Annotated in this window: 26 protein-coding genes and 1 tRNA gene; 13 read left to right on the top strand and 14 right to left on the bottom strand. The window is 63.5% G+C overall.

Features of this window, described 5'->3' with window-relative positions:
* The 3 genes from ACW8PS_RS04425 to ACW8PS_RS04415 all read right to left on the bottom strand — a co-directional run.
* Positions 1–132, bottom strand: a 132-nt coding sequence (locus tag ACW8PS_RS04425) for a mannitol dehydrogenase family protein (RefSeq protein WP_491526081.1), incomplete at its 3' end; no start/stop codon positions are given.
* Positions 133–134: 2 nt separating this feature from the next.
* A complete protein-coding gene (gene uxaC / locus ACW8PS_RS04420) occupies positions 135–1,517 on the bottom strand; it encodes a glucuronate isomerase (RefSeq protein WP_491526077.1) in 1,383 nt (460 codons plus the stop codon).
* A 22-nt stretch (positions 1,518–1,539) separates the two neighbouring features.
* Positions 1,540–2,259, bottom strand: coding sequence for a GntR family transcriptional regulator (locus ACW8PS_RS04415; protein ID WP_491526076.1), 720 nt, complete (start codon positions 2,257–2,259; stop codon positions 1,540–1,542).
* 120 nt (positions 2,260–2,379) lie between these two features.
* Between ACW8PS_RS04415 and ACW8PS_RS04410 the strand changes: the two genes are divergently transcribed.
* From ACW8PS_RS04410 to uxuA, 8 genes are all read left to right on the top strand, one after another.
* On the top strand, positions 2,380–3,429 hold the full coding sequence (locus ACW8PS_RS04410) for a Gfo/Idh/MocA family protein (protein ID WP_491526075.1): 1,050 nt from the start codon (positions 2,380–2,382) through the stop codon (positions 3,427–3,429).
* On the top strand, positions 3,426–4,442 hold the full coding sequence (locus ACW8PS_RS04405; protein WP_491526073.1) for a Gfo/Idh/MocA family protein: 1,017 nt from the start codon (positions 3,426–3,428) through the stop codon (positions 4,440–4,442). The genes ACW8PS_RS04410 and ACW8PS_RS04405 overlap by 4 nt, the downstream gene beginning before the upstream one ends.
* Positions 4,439–5,506 (top strand): Gfo/Idh/MocA family protein, encoded by a 1,068-nt coding sequence (locus ACW8PS_RS04400; protein ID WP_491526072.1) that lies wholly within the window; start codon positions 4,439–4,441, stop codon positions 5,504–5,506. The genes ACW8PS_RS04405 and ACW8PS_RS04400 overlap by 4 nt, the downstream gene beginning before the upstream one ends.
* Positions 5,507–5,546: 40 nt before the next feature.
* Positions 5,547–6,812, top strand: a complete 1,266-nt coding sequence (locus ACW8PS_RS04395) for an ABC transporter substrate-binding protein (protein WP_491526071.1) — start codon at positions 5,547–5,549, stop codon at positions 6,810–6,812.
* Between the two features lie 72 nt (positions 6,813–6,884).
* Entirely contained in the window at positions 6,885–7,853 is a 969-nt protein-coding gene (locus tag ACW8PS_RS04390) for a carbohydrate ABC transporter permease (protein WP_491526070.1), read from the top strand.
* The gene (locus tag ACW8PS_RS04385) at positions 7,846–8,898 is read left to right on the top strand and encodes a carbohydrate ABC transporter permease (RefSeq protein WP_491526068.1); all 1,053 of its coding nucleotides are present in this window, start codon (positions 7,846–7,848) and stop codon (positions 8,896–8,898) included. Before ACW8PS_RS04390 ends, ACW8PS_RS04385 begins: the two co-directional genes overlap by 8 nt.
* 30 nt (positions 8,899–8,928) lie before the next feature.
* Positions 8,929–10,005 carry an ABC transporter ATP-binding protein gene (locus ACW8PS_RS04380; protein ID WP_491526067.1) on the top strand — a complete coding sequence of 359 codons (1,077 nt, stop codon included), beginning with the start codon at positions 8,929–8,931 and terminating at the stop codon, positions 10,003–10,005.
* A gap of 21 nt (positions 10,006–10,026) precedes the next feature.
* A complete protein-coding gene (uxuA, locus tag ACW8PS_RS04375) occupies positions 10,027–11,301 on the top strand; it encodes a mannonate dehydratase (RefSeq protein WP_491526066.1) in 1,275 nt (424 codons plus the stop codon).
* A 170-nt stretch (positions 11,302–11,471) separates the two neighbouring features.
* Here the strand turns inward: uxuA and ACW8PS_RS04370 are convergent, their stop codons facing one another.
* The 5 genes from ACW8PS_RS04370 to ACW8PS_RS04350 form a co-directional block, all read right to left on the bottom strand.
* On the bottom strand, positions 11,472–12,638 hold the full coding sequence (locus tag ACW8PS_RS04370; RefSeq protein ID WP_491526065.1) for a sugar-transfer associated ATP-grasp domain-containing protein: 1,167 nt from the start codon (positions 12,636–12,638) through the stop codon (positions 11,472–11,474).
* A gap of 286 nt (positions 12,639–12,924) precedes the next feature.
* A tRNA-Thr gene (locus ACW8PS_RS04365) sits at positions 12,925–13,000 on the bottom strand.
* A gap of 285 nt (positions 13,001–13,285) precedes the next feature.
* Positions 13,286–14,860, bottom strand: a complete 1,575-nt coding sequence (locus ACW8PS_RS04360; RefSeq protein WP_491526080.1) for a heme biosynthesis protein HemY — start codon at positions 14,858–14,860, stop codon at positions 13,286–13,288.
* Between the two features lie 7 nt (positions 14,861–14,867).
* Positions 14,868–16,091, bottom strand: a complete 1,224-nt coding sequence (locus ACW8PS_RS04355) for a COG4223 family protein (protein ID WP_491526064.1) — start codon at positions 16,089–16,091, stop codon at positions 14,868–14,870.
* 98 nt (positions 16,092–16,189) lie between these two features.
* Positions 16,190–16,906 carry a uroporphyrinogen-III synthase gene (locus tag ACW8PS_RS04350; protein ID WP_491526063.1) on the bottom strand — a complete coding sequence of 239 codons (717 nt, stop codon included), beginning with the start codon at positions 16,904–16,906 and terminating at the stop codon, positions 16,190–16,192.
* Between the two features lie 48 nt (positions 16,907–16,954).
* Between ACW8PS_RS04350 and tsaD the strand changes: the two genes are divergently transcribed.
* From tsaD to ACW8PS_RS04330, 4 genes are read left to right on the top strand one after another with little or no spacing between them, the layout of a single operon-like run.
* Positions 16,955–18,046 (top strand): tRNA (adenosine(37)-N6)-threonylcarbamoyltransferase complex transferase subunit TsaD, encoded by a 1,092-nt coding sequence (tsaD, locus tag ACW8PS_RS04345; protein WP_491526062.1) that lies wholly within the window; start codon positions 16,955–16,957, stop codon positions 18,044–18,046.
* Positions 18,043–18,987: an NAD(P)H-dependent glycerol-3-phosphate dehydrogenase gene (locus tag ACW8PS_RS04340; RefSeq protein ID WP_491526061.1), complete on the top strand. Its 945-nt coding sequence runs from the start codon at positions 18,043–18,045 to the stop codon at positions 18,985–18,987. The genes tsaD and ACW8PS_RS04340 overlap by 4 nt, the downstream gene beginning before the upstream one ends.
* A gap of 6 nt (positions 18,988–18,993) precedes the next feature.
* Entirely contained in the window at positions 18,994–19,260 is a 267-nt protein-coding gene (locus tag ACW8PS_RS04335) for a YciI family protein (RefSeq protein WP_491526060.1), read from the top strand.
* Position 19,261: 1 nt separating this feature from the next.
* Positions 19,262–19,681 carry an EVE domain-containing protein gene (locus tag ACW8PS_RS04330; protein WP_491526059.1) on the top strand — a complete coding sequence of 140 codons (420 nt, stop codon included), beginning with the start codon at positions 19,262–19,264 and terminating at the stop codon, positions 19,679–19,681.
* Positions 19,682–19,826: 145 nt separating this feature from the next.
* On the opposite strand, the gene ACW8PS_RS04325 is transcribed toward ACW8PS_RS04330, so the two are convergent.
* The 5 genes from ACW8PS_RS04325 to ACW8PS_RS04305 all read right to left on the bottom strand — a co-directional run bounded on the left by ACW8PS_RS04325 (position 19,827) and on the right by ACW8PS_RS04305 (position 22,836).
* Complete coding sequence (locus ACW8PS_RS04325) at positions 19,827–19,973, bottom strand: hypothetical protein (RefSeq protein WP_491526058.1); 147 nt, start codon at positions 19,971–19,973, stop codon at positions 19,827–19,829.
* The gene (locus ACW8PS_RS04320) at positions 19,963–20,730 is read right to left on the bottom strand and encodes a DUF1828 domain-containing protein (RefSeq protein ID WP_491526057.1); all 768 of its coding nucleotides are present in this window, start codon (positions 20,728–20,730) and stop codon (positions 19,963–19,965) included. Before ACW8PS_RS04320 ends, ACW8PS_RS04325 begins: the two co-directional genes overlap by 11 nt.
* Positions 20,727–21,221, bottom strand: coding sequence for a hypothetical protein (locus ACW8PS_RS04315; protein ID WP_491526056.1), 495 nt, complete (start codon positions 21,219–21,221; stop codon positions 20,727–20,729). The genes ACW8PS_RS04320 and ACW8PS_RS04315 overlap by 4 nt, the downstream gene beginning before the upstream one ends.
* On the bottom strand, positions 21,221–22,183 hold the full coding sequence (locus ACW8PS_RS04310) for an IS1595 family transposase (RefSeq protein WP_491526055.1): 963 nt from the start codon (positions 22,181–22,183) through the stop codon (positions 21,221–21,223). Before ACW8PS_RS04310 ends, ACW8PS_RS04315 begins: the two co-directional genes overlap by 1 nt.
* A 311-nt stretch (positions 22,184–22,494) precedes the next feature.
* Positions 22,495–22,836 carry a DUF2853 family protein gene (locus ACW8PS_RS04305; RefSeq protein ID WP_491526054.1) on the bottom strand — a complete coding sequence of 114 codons (342 nt, stop codon included), beginning with the start codon at positions 22,834–22,836 and terminating at the stop codon, positions 22,495–22,497.
* 146 nt (positions 22,837–22,982) lie between these two features.
* Between ACW8PS_RS04305 and ACW8PS_RS04300 the strand changes: the two genes are divergently transcribed.
* Positions 22,983–23,456: an HD domain-containing protein gene (locus ACW8PS_RS04300; RefSeq protein WP_491526052.1), complete on the top strand. Its 474-nt coding sequence runs from the start codon at positions 22,983–22,985 to the stop codon at positions 23,454–23,456.
* On the opposite strand, the gene ACW8PS_RS04295 is transcribed toward ACW8PS_RS04300, so the two are convergent.
* Positions 23,449–24,990, bottom strand: coding sequence for an acetolactate synthase large subunit (locus ACW8PS_RS04295; RefSeq protein ID WP_491526051.1), 1,542 nt, complete (start codon positions 24,988–24,990; stop codon positions 23,449–23,451). The genes ACW8PS_RS04300 and ACW8PS_RS04295 overlap by 8 nt on opposite strands.
* Positions 24,991–25,050: the final 60 nt, after the last annotated feature.

Here is a 25,050-nt window from a genome sequence, read left to right as displayed (position 1 = left end):
GGTCGATCGCATCGCCACGCCGGTGATGGCCCATTGCGGCGCGTCCGGATCCAGCGCATTGGCGCGCGCGCAATACCAGGCCTGATGCGCGCGGTGGAAATTGCCCAACCCCAGATGCACGATACGCGGCATCCTCACGCCCCCCCGGACAGGCGATAGGTCTCTGCCGCCAGATCGCGGGCCAGAAACGGGGCCAGCCGTTCGGCGTCAACGCGCGCCAAAACGCCGCGCGCCACCTGATCGCCCAGATGCAGGCAAACCCCGCGCCGCCACAGATCATGGCGCGCGGGGATCGACAGAAAGGCACGGGTATCATCGTTGAACCCCGCCAGATTGTGATAGCCCGCCGTTTCCACCACCTGATCGAAATAGCGCCGGATACCGTTCAGGCTGTCGTGAAACCACCAGGGCGGGCCGATCCGCAGACAGGGCCAGTGGCCCGCCATCGGGGCCAGTTCGCGGGCATAGCCGGTCTCATCCAGGGTAAAGAGGATGATGCGCAGGCCGGGATCATTGCCAACCTGATCAAGCAGCGCCGCCAGCCCGCCCACCCAATCGGTGCGGGTCGCGATATCGGCCCCGATATCGGGGCCGAACCGGCGAAAAAGCGGCGCATTGGTGTTGCGGCGGCTGCCGGCATGGATCTGCATGACCATGCCATCCTCTACCGACATCCGCGCCATCTCAATCAGCATATGCCCGTAATATTGCCGCGCCTCATCGGCGCTGAGCCTGCCTGCCATCCGCGCATCATGCAGCCGGGTGATCGCGGCCCGGTCCAGCCAGCAGGTCATCAGCTCGGGGACATCATGATCGGTCGCGGTGCCGCCCTGGGCGCGAAAATCACCCCGGCGGCGGCGCAGCGCCGCCAGCAGCCCGCCATAGCTGCCGGTATCCTGCCCGGTCATCCGGCCCAACGCCCCAAGCGCGTCCATCTGGCCATTGCGGGCCGGGTTCAGCACGTCATCGGGGCGGAATGTGGGGATGATCCGGCCGGTCCAGCCGCTGGCCGCAATGGCGCGATGGGCCGTCAGAGGATCGGTGGCGGTATCGGTGGTGGCCAGCGTCTCGATCCCGAACCGGTCGAACAGGGCGCGCGGGCGGAACTCCGGCAGGGCCAGTTTCGCGGCGATCTGGTCATAGACGGCATCGGCGCTGCCGGGGGTCAAGGCGACATCAACACTGAGCGTGTCATAAAGCGTATGTTCCAGCCACAGGCGGCTGGGCGTGCCGACGAACCGGTGCCAGTGGCGCGCAAACAGCCGGAATATGGCGCGCGGATCGCGGTCGCCCTGGCCAAGGCCCAGATCCTCCAGCGCCACGCCTTGCGAATAAAGCATCCGAAACACGTAATGATCAGGTGTGATCAGCAACGCGGCAGGGTCGGCAAAGCCCGCATCAACGGCCCACCATTGCGGATCACAATGGCCATGCGGCGAGACAATGGGCAGGCCTGCCACGCGGTCATAAAGGCTTTGTGCCAGTCCCGGCAGGGTGGGGCGGATCGCAAGCGGCATGGTCTTCTTTCTGGCCCGGGCCTCAGGCCTCGAAAAAATCCTGGTTGGCGTCAATCAGGCTGGACAGCGTATCCAGGATATGGCGCAGATGGCGGCGCATCCGGTCGATCGCCTGACCACTATAGCCTGCGGCGATGGCGTCAAATATCCTGCGATGATCGTCCAGCAGCCTGGTCATGTGATCGGCATCGTTCAGGCTCAGCACGCGCAGCCGGTCCAGCACCGCCTTTTCGCGGGCCAGCAATGTGGCGGCGCGGTCATAGCCGGTGGCATGGGCCAGCATCTCGTGAAACCGGTCATCCTGAATCTGAAAGGCCAGCTTGTCGCCGCGCCCCAAAGCCTCGGCCTGATGGTCAAGGCAGGCCCCGATCGCCTGCGCGGCAGAATCGGGCAGCCCCTCGGCGCAGAGCCGTTCGACCACGGCAACCTCCAGCGCCTCGCGCAGAAACTGCGCCCCGCGCACCTGTTGCTCCGAGATCTTCGAGACATAAGTGCCGCGGCTTGGCCGGGTCAGGATAAGCCCCTCCTCGCGCAGCCGGGTAAAGGCCTCGCGCACCGGGGTGCGGCTGGCCCCGAACAGCAGCCCCACCTCATTTTCCGAGATCATCCGCCCGGGCACCAGCGTGGTATCGAGGATCGCCGCCTTGACGGCCTGGAAAATCTGCTCACCGGCCGGGCGGGAAAGATCCAGCGGCGGCACTGGCATGGCGGACACGTCAATTGCTGCTGTCTTGCGGTTCACTCCACGGCCCCCGGAAAATAACTGTCTGTGCCAACCAGCATACCGGTATACGATTTGCTTGACAACCGGTATACCGGTGTGGATCACTGGCAGCGCGAAACAGGGGGAGCGCCAGGGCCGATGGGCAGCGGGCACCAGAAAACAGCAGCCTTGATCGGGGCGGGCATGGTTGCCCGGACCCATGTTGCCGCCTGTGCCGATACCCGGGCGGTGCGGCTGAAGGGCATTTCCGCACGTGGCGGCGCGCGGGCGCGGGTGCTGGCGGATGAGGCCACCGCCCTGACCGGCGCAACGGTCATGCTCTACCCCGATCTGGCGGCGGTCGCGCGCGACGCGGAAATTGACTTTGCCATTATCGTCACGCCGCCCGATGCCCGTCTGGATATCATTGCGCCGCTGGTCCGGGCCGGCAAACACATCCTGCTGGAAAAGCCGCTCGGGCGCTCGGCGGACGAGGCGCGCGCCGTGGTGGCGATGTGCGAAAACGCCGGCGTGACGCTTGGCGTCGTGTTTCAGCATCGCATGCGCGCGGCCTCGCAAAAGGCGGCGGCGCTGGTGGCTGGCGGCAGTCTTGGCGCGCTTGGTCTGGTGGAGATTGCGGTGCCCTGGTGGCGCGATCAAAGCTATTATGATGAACCCGGGCGCGGCAGTTTCGCGCGCGACGGCGGCGGGGTTCTGATCTCGCAGGCGATCCACACCATTGATCTGGCACTCAGCCTTGCCGGGCCGGTGGCGCGGGTCCGCGCAATGGCCACCACAACGCGGTTTCACCAGATGGAGGCCGAGGATTTTGTCGTCGCCGGGCTGGAATTCGCATCCGGCGCGGCCGGGTCGCTGGTAGCCAGCACCGCCAGTTTCCCCGGCGCCGCGGAATCCATCATTCTGCATTTCGACAATGCCAGCCTGCATCTCGCCTCGGGCCAGCTGCGGGTCACCTGGCGCGATGGCCGCGTGGAAACCTTCGGGGCCGAGGCCGCAACCGGCGGCGGGGCCGACCCGATGGGCTTTACCCATGCCTGGCATCAGGCCGTGCTGGAGGATTTCGCCGCCGCCCTGTCGCAAGGCCGCGCGCCCGCCGCCACCGGGGCCGACGCGATTGCCGCGCAAAGCCTGATCGACGCCATGATCCTTTCCGCCCGCAGCGGCGCGCCACAAGAGGTGCAGCCATGACCCGCCCACTGAAATTCGCCGGTATCGGCATTGATCACCGCCATATCTTTGGCATGGCGGCCAATATGATGGATATCGGGGCCGAATTCACCGGCTGGTGGACCGATGGCACCCCCGAACCGCTGGACGGCTTCGTCAAACGCTTCCCCGATGTGCCCCGCGCCGCGACCCCTGAAACCCTGTTCGAGGATCCCGAGATCGACCTTGTTCTGATCTCCTGCATCCCGCGCGACCGGGCGCATTGGGCCATCCGCGCGATGCAGGCGGGCAAAGATGTGATGAGCGATAAACCCGGCTGCACCACGCTGGCGCAACTGGCTGACATCCGCGCCTGCGTGGCGCGCACCGGGCGCATCTGGTCGATTGATTTTTCTGAACGTTTCGAAGTGCCCGCCGTCACCCGGGCCGCCGAACTGGTGGCCGAGGGGGCCATTGGCAAGGTTGTCCAGACATTGGGAATGGGGCCGCACCGGCTGAACCGTGCCAGCCGTCCCGACTGGTTCTTCGACCGCGACGCCTATGGCGGCATCCTGACCGATATCGGCAGCCACCAGATCGACCAGTTTCTCTACTTCACCGGCTCCGATGACGCCGAGATCACCCTGGCGAGCATCGGAAATTTCGCCAATCCCGACGATCCCGGCCTGGATGATTTCGGAGAGATCGCGCTGCGCAGCGCAACCGGGCGCGGCTATATCCGCCTCGATTGGTATACGCCCGATGCGCTGCCGACATGGGGCGACGGGCGGCTGACGATCCTGGGCACCAGGGGCTATCTCGAACTGCGCAAATATGTCGATATCGGCGGCGCGCAGGGCACCGATCACCTGATCCTGGTCAATAATGACCGTTGCGAGAAAATCGACGCCTCCGGCGCGGGCCTGCCCTATTTCGCGCGGCTGGCGGCCGATATTCGGGACCGGACCGAGACCGCAATGCCGCAGGACCATGCGTTCAAGGTCTGCGAACTGGCATTGAAAGCGCAGGCCATGGCCGAGGGGCGGGGCCGATGATCACCGTGGCCATCATCGGCGCGGGCATCGGCGCGCAGCATCTGACGGGCTACCGGGCGCTGCCGGATCGCTTTGCCGTCACCACATTCTGCGACCTCGTTCCTGACCGCGCCAGGGCGGCCATCGGCACCGATGGCACAATCGCGGTGACCGATGATCTGGCAAGCGTTCTGGCCGATCCGGCGATTGACCTGATCGACATCTGCCTGCCGCCGCATCTGCATTACCCGGTTGCGCTGCGGGCGCTGGAGGCGGGCAAACATGTGGTTTGCGAAAAACCCCTGGTCCGGTCGCTGGCCGAAATTGACGCGCTGGAGGCTTCGGCACAGGCGGCGGGCAAACGGGTCTTTCCGATCTTCCAGTATCGCTATGGCCCGGCCACGGCGCAGCTTGAAGCGCTGATCGCGGCCGGGTTGACCGGCAAAGCCTATGCCGCCAGCGCGGAAACGCATTGGAACCGTGGCCCCGGCTATTACGACATCGCCTGGCGCGGCACCTGGGCCGGGGAGGCCGGCGGCGCCGTTCTGGGCCACGCCATCCATGCGCATGATCTGCTGTGCCATTTCCTGGGCCCGGCGGTCGAGGTCTTTGCCCTGACCGACACCCGCGTCAACCGGATCGAAACCGAGGATTGCGCCGCCATCACAATGCGCATGCAATCAGGTGCCCTGGTCACCAGTTCGGTGACGCTTGGCGCTGGCAATGACAGCAGCCGCATCCGAATGTGTTTCGAAGGCGTCACCGCCGAAAGCGGCAGCGCGCCCTATACCCCGGCAGAGGACGCCTGGACCTTCACCGCCCGCGCCCCGGTGACCCAAGACCAGATCGACACGGTGCTGGCGGCGGTGGAAACGCGCATTCCCTGCGGCTTTGCGGGCTATCTTGCGGCGGTTGCCGATGCGCTTGGCGGCAAGGGCGGGCGCGAAGTCACGCTAGCCGACGGGCGCGCCTCGATCGCTCTGGTCAGTGCAATCTACAAATCCGCCCGCCAGGGCACCAGGGTCACGCTGCCCTTGGCGAAATCCGACGAATTTCATGACGGCTGGTTACCTGACCGGCCCTGACGACCGAAGAACCAAACCACGACCAACGGGAGGAAAGACGATGAAAAACAACATTCTGGCGACAACAGCCTTTGCCGCGCTTGTGATCGGGGCGGGAATGGCCTCGGCACAGGAAATTCGCTTCATGTGCTCATCCGACGGCAATGAATGCGAAGTGATGGACGACATCTTTACCAGATTCGAGGCCGAAAACCCCGGTGTCGATGTGGTGATGGATGTGGTTCCCTATCAGGCCATTCTGGAAAGCCTGCCGGTGCAACTGGCAGCCGGAACCGGGCCTGACCTTGCCAAGGTCACCGATCTGGGCGGCCTGAACCAGTTCTATCTCGATCTGGCCCCCTATGTCGATCGCGACTATTGGGAAACCAGCTTTGGCGGCACGCTGGACTGGTATCGCGGCGGCGATGATGATGACGGCATCTATGGCATGCACAGCCAGTTGACCATCACCGGCGGCTTCATCAACGCGACCCTGTTCGAGCAGGCCGGCGTGGAGGTGCCGGGTGCCGATGCGACCTGGACCGAATGGGCGGCGGCGTCGCGGGCCGTGGCAGAGGCCACCGGCACCACCTTCCCGATGGCGATGGACCGCTCCGGCCACCGCATTGCCGGCCCGGCAATCTCCTATGGCGCGCGGCTGTTTGACGAAGATGGCGTGCCATTCCTTGTCGATGAAGGCTTTACCGCCTTTGTGCAGCAATTCGTGGATTGGCACGAAGACGGCACCATGGCGCGCGATGTCTGGGCCGGGCAGGGCGGCACCACCTACCGCGATGCGGCGCAGGAGTTCATCAATGGCGAACTGGTCTATTACTATTCCGGCAGTTGGCAGACCGGGCGCTTTGACGACCAGATCGGCGATTTCTTCGACTGGCGGGTGGTGGGCTCGCCCTGCGGCGATGGCGGCTGCACCGGCATGCCCGGCGGGGCCGGCGTGGTCGGGTTTGCGAATACCGAAAACCCGGAAATCGTGGCCGCCCTGATCGACTATCTGGCGCAGGAGGAAAACTACGCCGAGCTGACCGCGCGCACCCGCAACATCCCGGCCCATACCGCCGTTGCGGCATCGGGCGTCGAGTATCAGGGCGCATCTGACGCGGCAGCGGCAGCCCTGAACGCCTGGGGAGCGCAGGTCGCCACGATCTCGCCGGTGGCGTTCGAGTATCAGGGCTATCGCAACAACCGGGCCATGTTCGGCATCACCGTGCAGCGTGTGACCCAGGCGATCGTCGGCGAACTGACCGTGGCCGAGGCCATGGAACGCGCCCGGAGCGATCTGGCCGAAGTGCTGGCCGAAACCCAGTAACGCGAACAAAACCGGCGCGGCCCCCTGATCCAGGGGGGCCGTGCCACCCTCCAAGCGGAAGGCCCCGGCCAGATGTATGCCATACTTGTGCCCCTCATGCGGATCGTCGAGATCCCGTTCACCTTCGCGCAGCGCCGGTTGGGCATTTCCCGGCTGGCCTGGCTGTTTCTGGCCCCCAATCTTATCTTGTTCGGGATTTTTGCCTTCCTTCCGATCATTCTCAATTTCTTCTACGCGCTGACCGGTGGCGATCAGGTCATGCTGGATGCAAGGCCCTATGTCGGGGCGGCAAATTTCGCCACCCTGGCCGAATGCGAGAATTATTTCGAACCCAATAGCTGCACCAGGGATTTCTTTTGGCGCGCGGTCTGGAACACGGCCTGGTTCGTGACCTTGCAGGTCGGCATCATGATTGGCTTTGCCCTGATAACCGCGCTGATCCTGAACCGCGACATCCGCGCCCGCGGATTTTTCCGCAGCGTGTTCTTCTTTCCCGTGCTGCTGTCGCCGGTGGTTGTTGCGCTGATCTGGAAATGGATCCTGCAACGCAACGGCGTGCTGAATGCCGGTCTCGAAGCGATGGGGTTCGAAAGCTTCAACTGGCTGCTGGACAGGCAATGGGCCTTTGGCTGGACGGTGTTTTTGTCGGTCTGGGCGCATATGGGGTTCTACACGCTGATCCTGCTGGCCGGGCTTCAGGCCATCCCGCGCGATGTCTATGAGGCGGCGTTGATGGACCGCGCCCGCCCCTGGCGCACTTTCCGGCGCATCACCATGCCGCTGCTGGCCCCGACCATGCTGGTGGTGCTGGTGCTGGCGCTGATCAAAAGCGTGCAGACCTTTGATGAGGTTTTTGCCTTTACCGGCGGCGGGCCGGGATCGGCGACCACCTTCATCATCCAGTATATCTATCAGACCGGTTTCGCCGGGGCCCCGCGCCTCTTTGGCCTGGCCGCTGCCGCCTCGATTATTCTGGCACTGGTTCTGGTGGTTCTGACCGGCTTGCAGCTTTGGGCCAACCGGAGAAAAATCGATGGCTAGGGTATGGCAATTCATCACCCGCACCCGCGGCGGCGGCCGGATGGACTGGACCGATTGGGTCACTTACGGCTACCTGTTTCTGGGCGTGCTGCTGATGTTTGGCCCGGTGGTCTGGCTGGTTCTGTCCAGCTTCAAGACCGAGGCCGACCTGCAACGCTTTCCGCCCCGGTTCCTGCCCTATGCGCAGGATATGGTCGAGGTGCCGGGCTATGAGGAACCGCTGGCGCTGTTTGCCATGACCGGCGGCGAGTATGAGGGCCAGACCCTGGCACTGATCCGCAGGGTCGGGCTGGTGGCGCAGATGGTGGACCCCGAAAACCCCGATCAACGCCTGCGCGTCGATGTTGGCAATTGGCAGCCGGTCGAACGGTTCTCATTGGCCACCGAAAACTACACCGGCCTGTTCGAACGGTTCAACTTCCTGCGCTTCCTGTGGAATTCCACCTTCATCACGGTGGTGGCCACGGCGATCATGCTGCTGGTCAATTCGATGGCCGCCTTTGCCCTGTCGAAATACAAGTTCAAAGGCCGCACGCTGGTGCTGATGCTGGTGATCGGCACGTTGATGATTCCGCAGACCGTGGTTCTGGTGCCGCTGTTTCTGATCACCCGTGAACTGGGCATGCTCAACAGCCTGTGGGGCGTGATCATACCCGGCGCCGCCACGCCCACGGGGGTGTTTTTGCTGCGGCAATATATGGTCACGATCCCGGATGAGATCCTGGATGCCGCGCGGATGGACAAGGCCAGCGAATGGAAGATCTACTGGCGCATCATCCTGCCACTGTCGGCCCCCGCCATTGCGGTGCTGGCGATCCTTGCGGTGATGTGGCGCTGGAATGATTTCCTGTGGCCGCTGATCGTCCTCAGCGAGACCGAGAACTTTACCCTGCAACTGGCGCTGAATTCCTTTCAGGGGGAAATGCGGACCGAATGGAGCAGCCTTCTGGCCATGACAGTCCTGACCCTGTTGCCGATCGCGCTGGTGTTCATGTTCCTGCAAAAATACATTACCACCGGTATCGCCTCGACGGGCGGAAAATGACCCGGCGGCCACGAAAATGAAAGGTCTGACATGGCCAGTGTCGAGCTGAGAGACGTGCGCAAATCCTATGGCGTGGCAGATGTCATCAAGGGCATCGACCTGCATGTCGCACATGGTGAGTTCTGCGTGTTCGTCGGCCCTTCGGGCTGCGGGAAATCCACGCTTTTGCGGATGATCTCGGGGCTGGAGGATATTTCCGGCGGCGATGTGGTGATCGGCGGCGATATCGTCAATACCATCCCCGCCGCCGATCGCGGCCTGGCGATGGTGTTCCAGTCCTACGCGCTTTATCCGCATATGACGGTGCGCCAGAACCTGAGCTTCGGGTTGGAAAACATCAACACGCCCAAACCCGAGATCGAGGCCAAGCTGGCCGCCGTCGCGGGCATGTTGCAAATCGACATGCTGCTGGATCGACGGCCCAAGGATCTGTCGGGCGGTCAGCGCCAGCGGGTCGCCATCGGCCGGGCCGTGGTGCGCGAACCAAAGGTGTTCCTGTTCGATGAACCGCTGTCGAATCTCGATGCCGAATTGCGGGTTGATATGCGCGGCGAGATTGCCGCCCTGCACCGACGCCTTGGCAACACGATGATCTATGTCACCCATGATCAGGTCGAAGCGATGACCCTGGCCGACAAGATCGCGGTGCTGCGGATGGGTGAGCTTGAACAATTCGGCGTGCCGCTGGATCTCTATAACCGGCCCGAAAACCTGTTCGTCGCGGGGTTTATCGGCTCGCCAAAGATGAACTTCATTGCCGGGCAGGTCTCGGGTGATGGCCAGACGCTGGCGCTGGCGACCGGCGAAACCATGGCGCTGCCACAGACCGGGTTCGGCTACGGCCCGGGCCAGGCGATCACGCTTGGCGTGCGACCGGTTGATTTGCAACCGGTGGCGGGCGGGGCGCTCAGGATGCAGGTGCGCAGCGTCGAACAGCTGGGCGGCGAATCCTACATCTATGGCAGCCTGTCGGACGGCACGTCGATCACGCTGCACAGCCCCGGACAGACCGCCGTGAGCATGGCGGAAACGATTGATATCGGGCCGGTGAATCAACAATTGCACCTCTTTGATACCGAAAGCGGGCGCAGCTTGCGGGCGGATTGATCCCGGCGCGGAGGGGGTTTGATGAAACAGACATGGCGATGGTTCGGACCGGCCGATGAAATCACGATCCCCGAGATCGTTCAGACCGGGGCGCAGGGCATCGTTTCCGCGCTGCATCACATCCCCACCGGTGCGGCGTGGCCGGTCACCGAGATCGAGACCCGGCAGCGCCAGATATCGGATCACGGCCAAAGCGGGCTGACCTGGGATGTGGTCGAAAGCCTGCCGGTATCCGAGGCGATCAAGACCCGGACCGGAGATTTCCGGGCCCATCTCGATGCCTATCGCGACAGCCTGCGCAATCTGGCCCAATGCGGCATTCACACCATCTGCTACAATTTCATGCCGGTGCTGGACTGGACCCGCACCGATCTGGCCCTGCGCCAGCCCAATGGCGGCACCGCGATGCGGTTCGATCTGGTCGATTTCACGGTGTTCGACTGTTTCCTGCTGGCCCGCAACGGTGCGATGCAGGATTATTCCGAACCGCTGCTGGATCAGGCCCGAATCCGGTTTGCCGGGATGTCGGATCAGGCGCAGGCGGCGCTGCTGCGCAATATCGTGGCCGGTCTGCCGGGGTCCAGTGAACGCTGGACGCTTGCGGATATGCGCGCCCAACTGGCCCGATATGATGGCATCGGCACGGATCGGCTGCGCGCCCATCTGATCGATTTCCTGAGCGAGATCGTGCCCACCGCCGAAGCCCTCGGCATCCGCCTGTGCTGCCATCCCGATGATCCGCCTTTCCGGCTTCTGGGCCTGCCGCGCGTGATGTCCTCGCTGGCGGATTACACCCGTGTTCTGGCGGCGGTCGACAGCCCGGCCAATGGCGTGACGATCTGCACCGGCTCGCTTGGCGTGGCGGCCGATTTCGACCCGGTGGAATTTATTGAGGCTCTGGGTCCGCGCATCCATTTCGCGCATCTGCGCAATACCCGGCGCGATGGGCAGGGCGGCGGGCAGGGCGGCGGGCAGGGCGATGGCCGCCAATGCTCATTCGATGAATCCGAGCATCTCGACGGCGACACCGATCTTGTCGCCACCATCGGCGCCTTGATGGCCGAGGAGGCGCGCCGCCGCGCGCAGGCGCGCCCCGACTGGCAGATCCCGATGCGCCCCGATCACGGCCATGCGCTGCTGGCCGATCTCGACCGCCCGATGATGCCGGGCTATCCCCTGGTCGGGCGCCTGCGCGGCCTGGCCGAGCTGCGCGGCGTCATGGCCGCAATGGAACCGGGCCAGAGGCCCGCCCCCCCGCTGCCGGCAGGGGGGGGCGTCGACCCCCGAGAGGGATGAAGCCGATGGTTTCCTGCCGCCCCGGTCGCCGTCGCTGTCAGCGCTTCGTCTTCGACAACCTTCCAGGCCAGCCCGATTTCCCCCAGCTCGCCGGCCGGGTTCGGGTCTTTTTACGGCAAAAGGCCACCGCAATGCGGGCCGATTATCCCACCCAAGGCATGGGCCAGATTTCAGCGCCGCCCGAAGATCGACCTTTTCCGCTTGGGAGAGCCTTCAAAAGAACAGCCATGCGATTCAAAAAACGCCCGCACTTCAGGCGTCAACATGCCACGGCCGCTGGCATATTGCGGCAGATCGAAACCGCCGCCGTAATTCAGCTCCACGATCACCGGGCCATCTTCGGTGATGGCAATATCGGTCGACTGATAGCGGATCGGCGCAAAGATCTGCGCGGCGCGCGCGTTGATGTCCAGCAGCCTGTCCCAATGCGGCAGTTTCAGACCCATCAGGCCGGGCCGGTCGGGGTGGTCAGGGTGATATGTCACTTCATATTTACTGCGTTCGGCGACGGTGCGAATCTCGCCCGTTTCCACATCAATGTCGCAGGCAAGATTGCCCTCGCGCCAGAACGCATCGGCAATATTGGCCCCCTGCGGCAGCTTGATGATCGCCTGCGGGCAAAAGACACCATCATCGCGCACCAGATTGATCATGCGCACAGTGGCCAGGGCCGGGGCGTAACGCCCGATATCGGGGTGATTGACCAGCGTTCTTTGCAGCACATAGCTGTTCTCTCCGACAAAATCGGACAGGAACGCCTCATAGCTCATCGGGTCATGGCCGGTGCAGGTGATATGCGTGCCATCCGCCGCTTCAATGCGAAACACCCCAAAGCTCACCATGCCGCCGGTGATCTTGCCGAACAGACCGCTATCAAGATTGTCCAGAACAAGATCGCGCAATTGCTCTGCGGTGCTGATCCTGGAAATCCCCGGATAGATCCGCGGCGACCGGTCGATCACCGCAAGGATCGGCGGCACCGGAATGCCCCCGGCCGTCAGCAGCATCGTCGCCAGCGCCTTGTCCTCGGCGGCACCGCTCCAGCTCTGATCATTGCATTTATGGGTGAAATCCCAATGCAGATCATTCGAGATATAGGCGGCGCGGTCCGCATCGCTGAACGCGTCCGGTCGGAACAGCCCGTTTCGGACATATTCGACCATGTTGAGACGGCTGCTGGATTTGGAAATCTGGTCAAATTCGCGCTGGATCTTCAACACCGAGCGACCGCTTTCGCGCGCCGCGTAAACCAGAAGGTCCTGGTGCCCATTGTCACGGGCCGAGAGATAGCCATTCTTGTCGAGATCGGCGGCGGTAAGGGGAATTTGAGCGTTCACTTCTGGTCCAATCCCTGTCTTTCGGAAGAGATGTTCATAATTGGACCGGATTCTGCCAAGGGATCTTGTTCAAAATGGGGCAGAAACAGGGCAGCGCGCCCCCAGGCGGGCCGCCGTTCTGCGCAAATCGGCGATCAGTTTCGGCACCCCGATCAACCAGCACCGAACCATGCTCGGGTTCAATCCTGCGCATGGCCTGACCCGGAGATGCGCAGAACCGCCACCTTGCGGGCTTGCCGAACATGTTGTTTCCAAGGCGAAATTCTGTCGGAAAGGTTGAGAAGAATGGTGCCGCTGATAGGACTCGAACCTACGACCCCATCATTACGAATGACGTGCTCTACCAGCTGAGCTACAGCGGCATCCTTCTCATGTTGCGCGGCCCTGACATGGCCCCACTGGTTCCTGCGCGCCCTCTCTAACTCACTGGCGTCGAAGGTCAATCACGTATCGACCCGCAGCTTGCGACTGCGTTGCCCTGCCACCAGGGCCATATCGGCACCCGGGCGCGCTATCCAAGCATGTCTCGCAATAGCTCAGACAGGGTGCATCGCCGGGCGCGTTGAAATCCTGGATTTCAGGCAGCGTCAGGTGATTCAGGTTTTTCCGAAAGCGCTATTAGCAAGCCTGCCCGCGCTTTGGTAGCCCTAATTCGCGGCTGATGCGACCGGGCGATCATCGTCGGTCTTGGCCTCGACCCTGTCAGATGCGGTGCCTTCCACGACAATCCCGGCGTTCCCTTCGACGGTCGCAGCCCCGGTCGCGGTCCCGGCCCCGGTCTCGGTTTCGGGCGCAGGCTCGGCCGCCTCGGTCTCTTCCGCCTCAGGCTCGGTGCCGCGATCCTCCAGCGCGCCCACGATCAGCGGCAGCATCGGCGCGGTGGCGGCCAGGGCGGCGGCGCTTTGCGGGGCCTCGCTCCAGCCCAGCGTGTCAAAGCGCGCGCAGTTTTCGCAGACCGGCTGCCAATCGGCATGGATATGGCCACAGGCCTCGCAGGTCCATTGCGGCCCGCGCGATGCGGTAACGGCCTTGGCCAGCCAGGCCCGCACCAGATGATCGCCGCCCCCTTCACCGCGCTCGATCGCGGCCATGATGGTCAGCGAGCGCGCGGTCGGCGCGGTTTCGGCCAGATCGCCAAGCGCGCGGCGCGCGGCACCATAATCCTCACCCGCGATATGCAGCTCGGCCTCCAGCAGCTTCACCTCCGGATCATTGGGATGTCTGGCAAACAGCACCCGGAACCGTTTCAGCCGCTCGGCCGGCGTCTCATCGGGCACGATCTCGGCAAAGGCGGCGGCCAGATCAGGGTGCGGCGCACTGTCCCAGGCCTTGCGGATCACCTTGGTGGCGATACGCGGCTTGCCTTCCTCGATCGCCATGCGCGCGGCCATCACCGCGGCGGGCACCAGCGCGGGCGACAGCCGGTTGGCATCGGCCGCATCGCGGCGCGCGGCGTCGATCTGGCCCTCGGCCAGCGCATCGCGGGCATGGGCCAGCGCCAGAACCGCCTCGCGGCGGCGATGCACATCGCGCGGCAGGGCACCCGATTTCAGCTTGGCCGCCAGCGTGGCACGCGCGCCTGACCAATCCTCGGCCCCGGCCTGCAGGCGCAACAGCGTGTCCTGCACCTCGATATGCTGCGGGCGCAGAAGAAACGCCTTTTCGGCCAGTTTCAGCGCGGTCTCGGTCTCGCCGGCCTCCAGCTTTTGCCGCATCAGCCCGCGAATGCCGACAAACCGGGTGGCCTCCTGGCTCACCAGCGCCTTGTAGGTCTGGGTCGCCCTGGCGGTGTCGCCGGCCATTTCGGCGGCCTGCGCGACCAGCAGATTGGTCAGTTCCGGGCGGCGCAGATAGCCCTCGGCGCGTTCGGCCTTGCGGATCGCCAGCCGCCCCTCGCCCGAGGCCAGCGCCAACATGCTATCGGCCAGCGCCTGGTATCCCTTGCGTTCGCTGCGGCGGTTGAAATAGCGCGACAGCGCGGTTTCATCGCCGTTGAAAAAATGCAGGACCGCCACCAGCAGCGCCGCCACGCGCAGCACGAGATAGACCGCCAGCAACAGCAGCAGCGCCGCAATCGAGGCCGAAAGCGGGGTCAGCGCAAATTCGCGCCCGGCCACGCTCAGCAGCACCATCTGGTCGGTTTCCATCAGGAAGGTGACCCCGAAGGTCAGCGCCACCACCAGCACCACGAATATGATGATCTTCAGAACCGACCAGAGCATCATCGGCCTATCCCCCCTGGCTCAAGGCATCGAGCGCTGCACCAAATTCGGCCATCGCGTCACTGGCGGCAACCCGGGCCGAGGCCGCCTCCACCCAGGGTGCCAGAACCTCCTGCGCCGGGCCGGGCAGGGTGGCAATCTCGGCCAATGCGGCCGCCACATCGCCGCTTTGCAGGGCGGCCTCGGCCCGCGACAGGATGGCATCGGGGCTGTCGCCTTCCTGCGGTTCCAGCGACCGGCCCCCGACCTGGCTTTGCAAAAACGCCGTGAGCCGGTTCATCGTGCCTTCGCCGGCCGTTTCGCGGATCGCAACGGGCAGCGCGGCGCGGGCGGCGGTGGGAAAAGCCGATTGCAGATCAGCCAGCGTCGGCACGCCGGTTTGCGCGCTCGCCTGCAACGCCTCGGGCACCGCAATGCCTGCGCCTGCCGCGACATCACCCAGCGCCCCGGCAAAGGGCGCGCCGGTGGCCAGGGCAATCTGCAACTGGCCAAGGGCGGCCTGCGCCGTGACCGCGCCGACCCGCGCCTGGGCGCGCGCTTCAGCAGCGGCAATGCGCGCTTCGGCACCGGCGGCAATCTCTTGCAACTGCGCGCTCAACGCGGCATTCGCTTCCTGCTGCGCGGCAAGGCTGGCGGTCTGCTCCTGCAACGCGGCCTGCAATTGCGCCACGGCGGCGGCGATGGCGGCGGAATTATCCCCCCCCTCGCCACTGCCCGCAGGCAGGGTCTCCAGATAGGCCACGCGGTCGGTCACCCCTTGCAGGCTTTGCTCATTGGCCGCGATCCGGGCGTCAAGCGCATCGATCCGGGCCGTAAGCGGCGTCAGGTCCACAGGGTCCGGGGCGCCGGGCAGGGCGGCAATCCGCGCCTCAACGGCATCCGTGCGCCCGGTCAATTCGGTCAGGGCAGCGGTCTGGTTTTCCAGCTGCTCAGAGATGCCTGCCAGCGGCGTTTCGATATCGACGCTCCGGCCCGGCAGATAGCCCAGATAGGCCGCGCCATAGCCCAGACCGGCGGCAATCACGCCGCCCAGCAGCAGCGCAAGCAAACCGGGGCCACGGCGCGCCGCAACCGCTTGCGGCTCGGGCGCTGCGGTGGCGGAGGGGTCCGGGTCCACAATCTCGGCGTCATCTGCAATCTCGGCATCGTCCAAGCGGGCGTCTTCGGGGGTCGCGCCGGTCTCCTCGGTTGCAATTTCGTCACCTGCTGGCTTTGTCGTGTTGTCGGCCACCCCTGAACTCCTTGTCCCCGATATTCGGGCGCGCCACAGCGGCATATGAGCCGCAGCCCCGAGTCAGCGCTCAAACTGGCATGGCGGGCCGGGCAGGGCTAGGGGCAAAGTTGTCTCGCCATGGCAATCAGCATGGCAGCGCCGGTCGGCGCGTCGCTGATCGTGGCGCGGTCGCGCATCGCCTCGGGCAGGGCCAAAACCGTGGCTTTGCTGATGCAGGGCAGGGTGGTGTTGCGGGGCGCGGGCGCGGCCTCGGCCAGCAATCTGGCGCTGCGTGGCGAAAAAAGCGGCGCTATGACGCGGCGCGGGCCGGCCAATGCCGCGCGCGCCTCCGGCAGCAGCGGCAAGGCGCGCTGGTCATAGACGACATGGCCGCGCACCCGCAGCCCGGCAGCCGCCAACCGGCCCGCCAGATCATCGCGCTGATGGGCCCCGTGCAGATGCACCAGCGCCCCGGCGGGGCGCGCTTTCAGGATCAGCGCCGCCAGATCATCGACCGTGCCATCAGCCGAGATCGCCACCATCCCGGCCTGCCGCGCCGCCTCAGCCGTGCGCTCGCCGACGCAGAATGCCCGGCGCCCCGGCGCGGCCCCGGCCCCGGCCCGCAAAAACCCGACCACGCCGTTTTGCGAGGTGAAGATCAGCGCAACATCCTCGGGCATCGCAGGCGGCGGCGCGGTCCAGACAATCTGCTGCAACGGGGCCTCCATCACCTCGGCCCTATCGCCGAATTCGGCCCGGCACAGCGCCGCGTATCGCGCGGCTTGCGCGCGGGGCCGGGTCAGCAGGATCAGGGGCGTGGCATTGTCAGACATCGGGCCGAGTGTTACCTGCGGGGCACCCGAACTGCAATGAAAGCGCCCATGTCCGACCGCGTCACCATCCTTGGCATCGAAAGCAGTTGCGACGACACGGCGGCGGCGATCCTGCGGGCCGATGGCGATGAGACCCGGCTCTTATCCTCGGTGATCAGCAGCCAGACCGACCTGCATGCCGCATTCGGCGGTGTGGTGCCTGAAATTGCCGCCCGGGCGCATGTCGAAAAGCTCGATCTGATGGTCGAGGCGGCGCTGGATCAGGCAGAGGTTGCGCTGGCCGATATCGACGCCATCGCGGTCACCGCCGGGCCCGGCCTGATCGGCGGGGTTCTGTCGGGCGTGATGTGCGCCAAGGGGCTGGCGATGGGGCTGGGCAAGCCGCTGATCGGAATCAACCATCTGGCCGGTCACGCATTGACCCCGCGCCTGACCGACGCGCAGGCCTTCCCCTATCTGATGCTGCTGGTCTCGGGCGGCCATTGCCAGTTTCTGCGCGTCGACAGCGCCCAAACCTTCACCCGTCTGGGCGGCACCATCGACGATGCCCCCGGTGAGGCGTTTGACAAGGTCGCGCGCCTGTTGGGGCTGGCGCAACCCGGCGGCCCGGCGGTCGAACGCGCCGCGCTGGCGGGCAATGCCACCCGGTTCAAACTGCCGCGCCCGCTGCTGGACCGGCCCGGTTGCGACATGTCCTTTTCCGGCCTCAAAACCGCCGTGCTGCGCCTGCGCGACGCGCTGGTCGCCGAACAGGGCGGCCTGCACGCGCGCGACATCGCCGATATCTGCGCCGGGTTTCAGGCCGCGATGCGCGATGTGCTGGTCGAAAAATCACGCCGCGCGCTGGCCGGGCAAACGGGGCAGGCGGGGCTTACCGGCTTTGCCGTGGCCGGGGGCGTGGCCGCCAACCAGAGCCTGCGCGCCGGTCTGCAGGATGTTGCCACAGATCACGGCCTGCCCTTCATCGCGCCGCCTTTGGCGCTGTGCACCGATAATGCCGCGATGATCGCCTGGGCCGGGCTGGAGGCGCATCGCGCCGGCCACCATGATGGCATGGAGCTGATGGCGCGCCCGCGCTGGCCGCTGGATCAGACCAGCCCACCGATGTTGGGATCGGGCAGGAAAGGAGCCAAGGCATGAACCGGATCGACATCGCCGGTGCCGGCGCTTTCGGCACCGCCCTGGCGATTGCCCTGGCGCGCGGCGGGGCGCAGGTCCGCCTCTGGGCGCGGGCCGGGGCCAGCCAGATGCAAACCGCGCGTGAAAACGTCAAACGCCTGCCCGGGCACGCCTTTCCCGACGGGCTGCTTGTCACGGGTTCCCTGTCCGATCTGACCTCCGATATTCTGCTGCTGGCGATTCCGACCCAGAAACTGGCTGATTTCCTCGGCCTCATGGGGCCGCGCAGCGGCACCATCCTGTCCTGCGCCAAAGGCATCCACAAACCCACCGGCCTGGCCCCCTCGGCGCTGATCCGGACCTATGCGCCCGCGGCCAGCATCGGGGCGCTGACCGGCCCGTCCTTTGCCGCCGATATTGCCGCTGGCCTGCCCACGGCGCTGACCCTGGCCTGCGCCGATGATGCCCTCGGGGCCGCGTTGCAGGACCGTCTTTCCACCCCCATGCTGCGGCTCTATCGCAGCACCGATCTGGTGGGCGCGGAACTGGGCGGGGCGCTGAAAAATGTCATCGCCATTGCCGCCGGAGCGGTGATCGGTGCCGGGCTTGGCGAAAGCGCGCGCGCCGCCCTGATGGCGCGCGGCTTTGCCGAAATGGCCCGGGTCGCGGCGCAAAAAGGGGCCCGCGAGGACACGCTGTCGGGGCTGTCGGGCTTTGGCGATCTGGTGCTGACCTGCACCTCCGACAAATCCCGCAATTACCGCTATGGCCTGGCGCTGGGGCGCGGCATCCAGCCCGACCCGGAGATGACCGTCGAAGGCGTCGCCACCGCGCAGGAGCTATCGGCCCACCCTGAACTGGACACCCCCATCGCCGATGCCGTCGCGGCCCTGTCGCGCGGCGAAATCACCGTCCATGATGTCATGGCCGCCCTTCTCAACCGCCCCCTGAAACCGGAGTAAACCGCCATGCGCTATGCCCTGATCTGCACCGACAAACCCGGCCATCTCAGCGTCCGGCAAGCCAACCGCGCCGCCCATGTCGCCTATCTGAAGCAAACCGCTGTCGAAATGGCCGGGCCTTTTCTGGATAAATCCGGCGACATGTGCGGATCACTGGTGGTGATCGAGGCCGACACCCGCGAGGCCGCCGAAGCCTGGGCCGCAAATGACCCCTATGCCAAGGCCGGGCTGTTCTCGGATCTGCGGATCGAGGCCTGGAACAAGGTGATCTGAGATGGCGTATTGGCTGTTCAAATCCGAACCCTCGACCTGGTCCTGGGAGGATCAGGTCGCGCGCGGCGATGCCGGCGAGCAATGGGATGGGGTGCGCAATTATCAGGCCCGCAATTTCATGCGCCAGATGGCTCTGGGCGATCTGGGCTTTTTCTACCATTCGCAAAAGCAAAAAGCGGTGGTCGGCGTGGTCGAGGTGATTGCCCTGGCCCATCCCGACAGCACCAGCGAGGATGACCGCTGGGACTGCGTCGATATCAAGGCGGTCAAGCCCTTGAAAACGCCGGTTGATCTGGCAACGATCAAGGCCCATCCGCGGCTTGGCGATATGGTTCTGGTGAAAAACGCGCGCCTCTCGGTGCAGCCGGTCACGGCCCCCGAATGGCAGGTGATCTGCGATCTGGGCGGCATTTCAGCCTGACGCCAGTTTGCGCCTTATCGCGGCCACAGCCATTGCGGGCGCGCAGGCGGCGGCCAGACGCAACAGGTGGCAAAAAAAGAAGGCGATTGTATACTTGACAAACCCACGCTTGAAAGTTGAATACCCAGCCTGACAGGCCGGTAACTCATTTCTTGGCAGGCTCGGCTTTTTCGTCGGGCTTAGCCTTTGCGATCCGCTTTAGCTTCTCATCAAACCACGCTTCGTCGTCGTCAGTTTCGAGTTCGCGCGCAGCTTCGTGGAATTTGTCGAGTTGGGTTTTGTCATTGCACATATCGCTGCACCTTTTGGATAACCTCAACTTTACCCCCCGACCACACCGCTTGCGTGAGATCAGAATTGACCGCAATCTCGCGGCTTTGCTGCGTAATAGCCACCTTGTCCAAACTCTCGTAAATCAGGAACGGCACGATGTTGGCGACGTCATGTTTTTGAACCTCCATCGAAAACAGAACTGCGCGCAACACGCTTACATCGTTAGTTGCTGGGAAAATGGCGGCGATCTTCCCGCTTGGCGCACGCACTACAATATCAACGGTATAGTGAGGCAGCGACGGAATAAGAGCTTCTGAGACTGACACATGATCTTCGTTAAAGGTGTCTTCCAGCGCACTTATTAAATCTTCGCGGAACGTGCTTTTTACAACTTCTCGGTTCAAGAATAGCAAATCTTGAACGCGGGTTAGAAATGTCAGGAACGGAAGGGCTAGCTTTGCTATTTCCCCCTTCGGAACCCAATCGGTGCAGAACAAGCCGTCATCATCCGACAAAACGACGCCATGTTCCGTAAGTAGTCCAGACAGTATTTCCATTCGATTTTCAGACGAGAAGTCAACGCCCTGGCCTTCTAGATCAAAAAGCAGACTTCCGCTGTCTTCGAGTCTGGCACGCTCCCCCTCGACCCTCGCATAGAAGCTAAGAGTGTCGCCGGAAAACCATGTTACAGGCGTGGATATGGCGTAGCCGACGGGCACTGGCCTTACGATAAGCCCGTCACAAAAGGCGGAGCAAATTTCATTCTGCAATTTCACAGGAAGCCACCTCCTTGTGCGAATCGAAAGCGCGCTGCCGCAACGGTCAGCGCGCTTTCTTCGGTTATATCAAACGGCACGGTGCACTCGTTTTTAGAGAATGTCGGCCATGCGGACATCATATTCTTGTCTCTTAGGACGCCCGGAAACGTTTCATGAACATTACCACGAATAAGGTGGCAATGCCAGTTCCAATGATCCGTGTGCAGTTCATGGAAGCATAAGACTTTAAGCGTTTTTTCTGACCTCATCGCCAAAGTGGCCCGGTAAGATTCCTTCTCTTCGCTGAGCGCGACCAAGACTACAAACTGTTCTTCCAAGGCCTTAAAAGTCACTATGCGCCACTTCCAACCACGCCCCAGCGATAGCTTGCTTCTCGTGAGCGGGAACTTGGCCTTTGGGATAGGCCCGGCCTCCCAATCACCGGTTTTCACATCTTGCTTGTCCGCACGAATAATTTCGGAAACTGAAAGAGGAACCGCGACCACCATCACACAGCCCCTATTTCCGTAACAGCCCGCCGATAGGTGAGGCGTTTTCCGACCACAAAGCGCAGAGCAATTTCCCCGCGATCAACAATTTCGACGCCGTTGGCGACCCGATTATTGTAACGGAACTCGAAATCGGCGGCGTAGCGGTGTAGGTGCTGCTTGCCACAGTGCTGATACACGCCCTTCATGCCGCGCATGAAGATGCTGAAATAGCCCTCTGCGCTGTTCGTGTGGATGTCGCCGCGCACATACTCGCGTTTGCTATGCGTCGTGAAATCGTGCGCGGCAAACTCGGAACCAAGTTTGCCATTTTGCTTGGCTTCATCGGTGTAAACCGTCGCTTCCTTGGCGATGTTCGCGCGTAGAACCGGCAGCAGGGTCGCGGCTTTGACGTTATCGACCACAAATGATTTGGATTTGCCGCTGTTGCGGTCGACCAGCGTCAGCATGGCGCTCTTGTGAGCATAACCACGCGCGCCTTCGGCTTTCTTGTGCTTGTGACCGATAAAGGTTTCGTCCACTTCGACCGTGCCGCCGCCAGCGCCGAAATCCATATTGCTATCGGAGCGCATGGCTTCGCGAATGCGGTGGGTCAGGAACCATGCACTCTTATATGTCACTTCTAGAACGCGGTGCATTTGGTGGCTGCTGATGCCTTTCTTGCTGGACACCATCAGGTGGATGGCCTGTAGCCACTTGTGCATGGGAATGTGACTTTCCTCGAATATGGTGCCCTTGCGGACGGTGAACTGCTTGCGGCACTCACGGCACTTCCACAGGCCGTAGCGTTCCTTGCCTTCCGGGTTCTTCGAACTCGGCTTCGTGCGGACGCCTTCAAGGCGATATGCACGATCTACAACGCCACAATGCGGGCACACCGTTCCATCTGCCCAGATGATGCTTTCAACATGTGCAAAAGCTGCGGCTTCGTCGTGCATGTATGGTTTAGACAGAACAGACATGGCGCTTCCCTCAACTCAATAAATAGTGGATAGGAATCCGCCTTGGGTTTGTCAAGTATATAATCTCCAAAAAAGAAGGAGGGCTCCGACCCCCCGGAACCCTCCAACACCCACGCGCTACCTCGCTCCGCACGTGTTCTATGAGGGTCCACCATACTGGCCGGACAAGACCTACCTTAGCGGCGGGCGGTCAGGCATCGCAATCGAAATGCCGTTAGGGTTTTAGGCAAACCTGCGGCACCGCCCCGCAAAGCGCAAAAAAGGGCCCGTGTGAAATGACGGGCCCTTGTCGGATCTGCGTCCGGCGCGTGTCAGCCGTAGACGCTTTCCTTGCCGAAATGCTTGGTCAGCATGTAATATACCACGGCGCGATATTTGTTGCGCTCGGATTTGCCATAGGTGTCGATCACCGACGCAATCGCCTCATCCAGCTCCGGCCCATCGGCCAGGCCCAGTTTCTTGATCAGAAAATTGTTCTTCACGGTCTCAAGCTCGGATTGTTGCGTGCCGGCCACGGTTGCGGCATCGGCATTGTAAATCGCCGGACCACAGCCGATCGTCACCTTGGTCAAAAGATCCATATCGGGGGTCATCCCGCATTTGTTTCGCAAATCATCTGCATAGATAGCGATCAAATCATCGCGTTTGCCCATCTTCCGTCTCCCTGTTTGTTATCGGCCTGAATTGGTGCCTATTGTCCCGCCCGTATAAAACGCACGCGGATGCGGTCTGACAACGGAAAAATGGGTATTTTCTGCTTTCCGCAAAAGAACGCGACCTGTTTATTGTCGGAAACGGCGTGGACGCATGGCCGCAAGCGGCGACATGGGCGCTGCGCGACGGGGCCGATATCGACCGGATCACCGGCGCGCTCCTGCATGATATCGGCGATGGCCTGGCCCCGCAGAACCATGACCGGTTTTCGACCGAGGTGATCCGGCCTTTCCTGCGTTGGGATGTAACTTGGGTGGTGGAACATCACGGCATTTTCCAGATGCTCTATTACGGCCACCATTACGGATGGGACCGCAACGCGCGTGATCAATTCAAGGATCACCCCTGTTTTTCAAGCTGTTCCGAGTTTTGCGAAGGTTGGGATCAATCCAGTTTCGACCCCGATTGCGCCCATGCACCGCTGGAACATTTCGCGCCCGTGCCGGCCGAGGGTTTCGCCCGCAAGGCCTATGATCCCGATGTCATCCGCGAGGGTCATGTCTCACCGCTGACCGCCTCCCGGCAGGGCGGGGTTTCCCCCGCCGTCCCCCTCAGATAACGGCCTCAATCAGATACGGCCCCGCCCGCTCCAGCCCGTCGCGCAGCGCTGCGGCAAATTCGGCCGGTGTCGTGGCCTTCGCCCCCGCCACCCCGTGGCCCTTGGCCAGAGCCACCCAATCCAGCATCGGGTCATCGACATCGAACATCGCGGATGCATTGCGCCCGACATGATCGACGCCAAGGTTCTTCAATTCGCCCCACAAAATCTGATAGCCGCGATTGGCAAAGATGATCACGGTCACATCAAGCCGTTCGCGGGCCATGGTCCAGAGCGATTGCAGCGTATACATCGCCGATCCATCGCCGCTCAGCGCCAACACCTTGCGATCCGGGCAGGCCACCGCCGCCCCGGTTGCCGCCGGCAGGCATTGGCCGATCGCACCGCCCATCGTGGGCAGCCAATCATGGGGCCGGGCGCTGGCGGTGGCGGCAAAAATCGGCGCGCCCGAGGTGACGGCCTCATTCACCACAATCGCGTTTTCCGGCATCAGCCGCGCAATCACCGCCCCGGCGCTGGCGGGCGTCAGCGGGCCATCGGGCATCGCCGGCAGATCCAGCGCCACCGGGGCCACCGTTTCGCGCAATGCGTCCAGCCTGTCGGCCAGCTGCTCAAGGCAATAGGCGACATCCATGCTCGGGTCACACAGATCCAGTATCTGGCAATCGGGCGGTTCCGGGGTCGCGCCCTTGCCGGGATAGGCAAAGAAATTCACCGGCGGCTCTGCGCCGCAGCAAACCATATGTTTCAGCCCGGCCAGCATCTCCATATTGGCCTCGATCATGTAAAACAACTGTTCGATCGGCAATCTGCCCGCGCCGCGTTCGATCCGGGGCACGAAAAGCGGCGCGATCAGACGGCAGCCGGCGGCTTGTGCAATCTGCGCGGCCAGCATCCGGCCTTTGCCATGGAGCGCCGGACCACTGACGAAAAACGCGCTATCGGGGCGGCGCAGCATGGCGGCGGCGGCGTCCAGCCGGGCCGCGTCGGGCCGCTGCAGCGCGGGCGGCGCGGCGGCGGTCACAGGGTCTGATCCCTCCTCCCAGGCGGTATCGGCGGGCAGGATCAGCGTCGCAATCCGGCCGCCCTTGCTGCGCGCCGCCCGGATCGCGGCAGCCCCGTCGCTTGCCACATCGGCAGCGCTCTCGCTGGTTCGGGTCCAATGCGAAATGGCGCGTGAAATGCCAGCCGTATCGCCGCGCAGCGGGCTGTTGTATTTCAGATGACAGGTCGCATGTTCGCCCATCACATTGACCACGCCACTGCCCGCCTTGCGCGCATTATGCAGGTTGGCAAAGGCATTGCCAAAGCCCGGTGCCAGATGCAGCATTGTCGCCGCCGGTTTGCGCGCCATGCGAAAATACCCGTCCGCCGCGCCAGACGTGCCGCCTTCGAACAGGCACAGGATGCAGCGCATCTCGGGATGGCTGTCCAACGCGGCCACAAAATGCATCTCGGAGGTGCCGGGATTGGCGAAACAGGTATCCACCCCGCTGGCCAGCATGGTTTTCACAAGACTTTCGGCACCGTTCATCTGTCACCTCCTGTTTCGGCCAGCAGATCACGGATTGAAACCGGCGAACAGAGGCCGCCG

This window comes from Alterinioella sp. (genome assembly GCF_058343375.1).
Note: the sequence above shows the minus strand (reverse complement) of the source record. Positions and strands in the feature narration are given on the sequence as shown.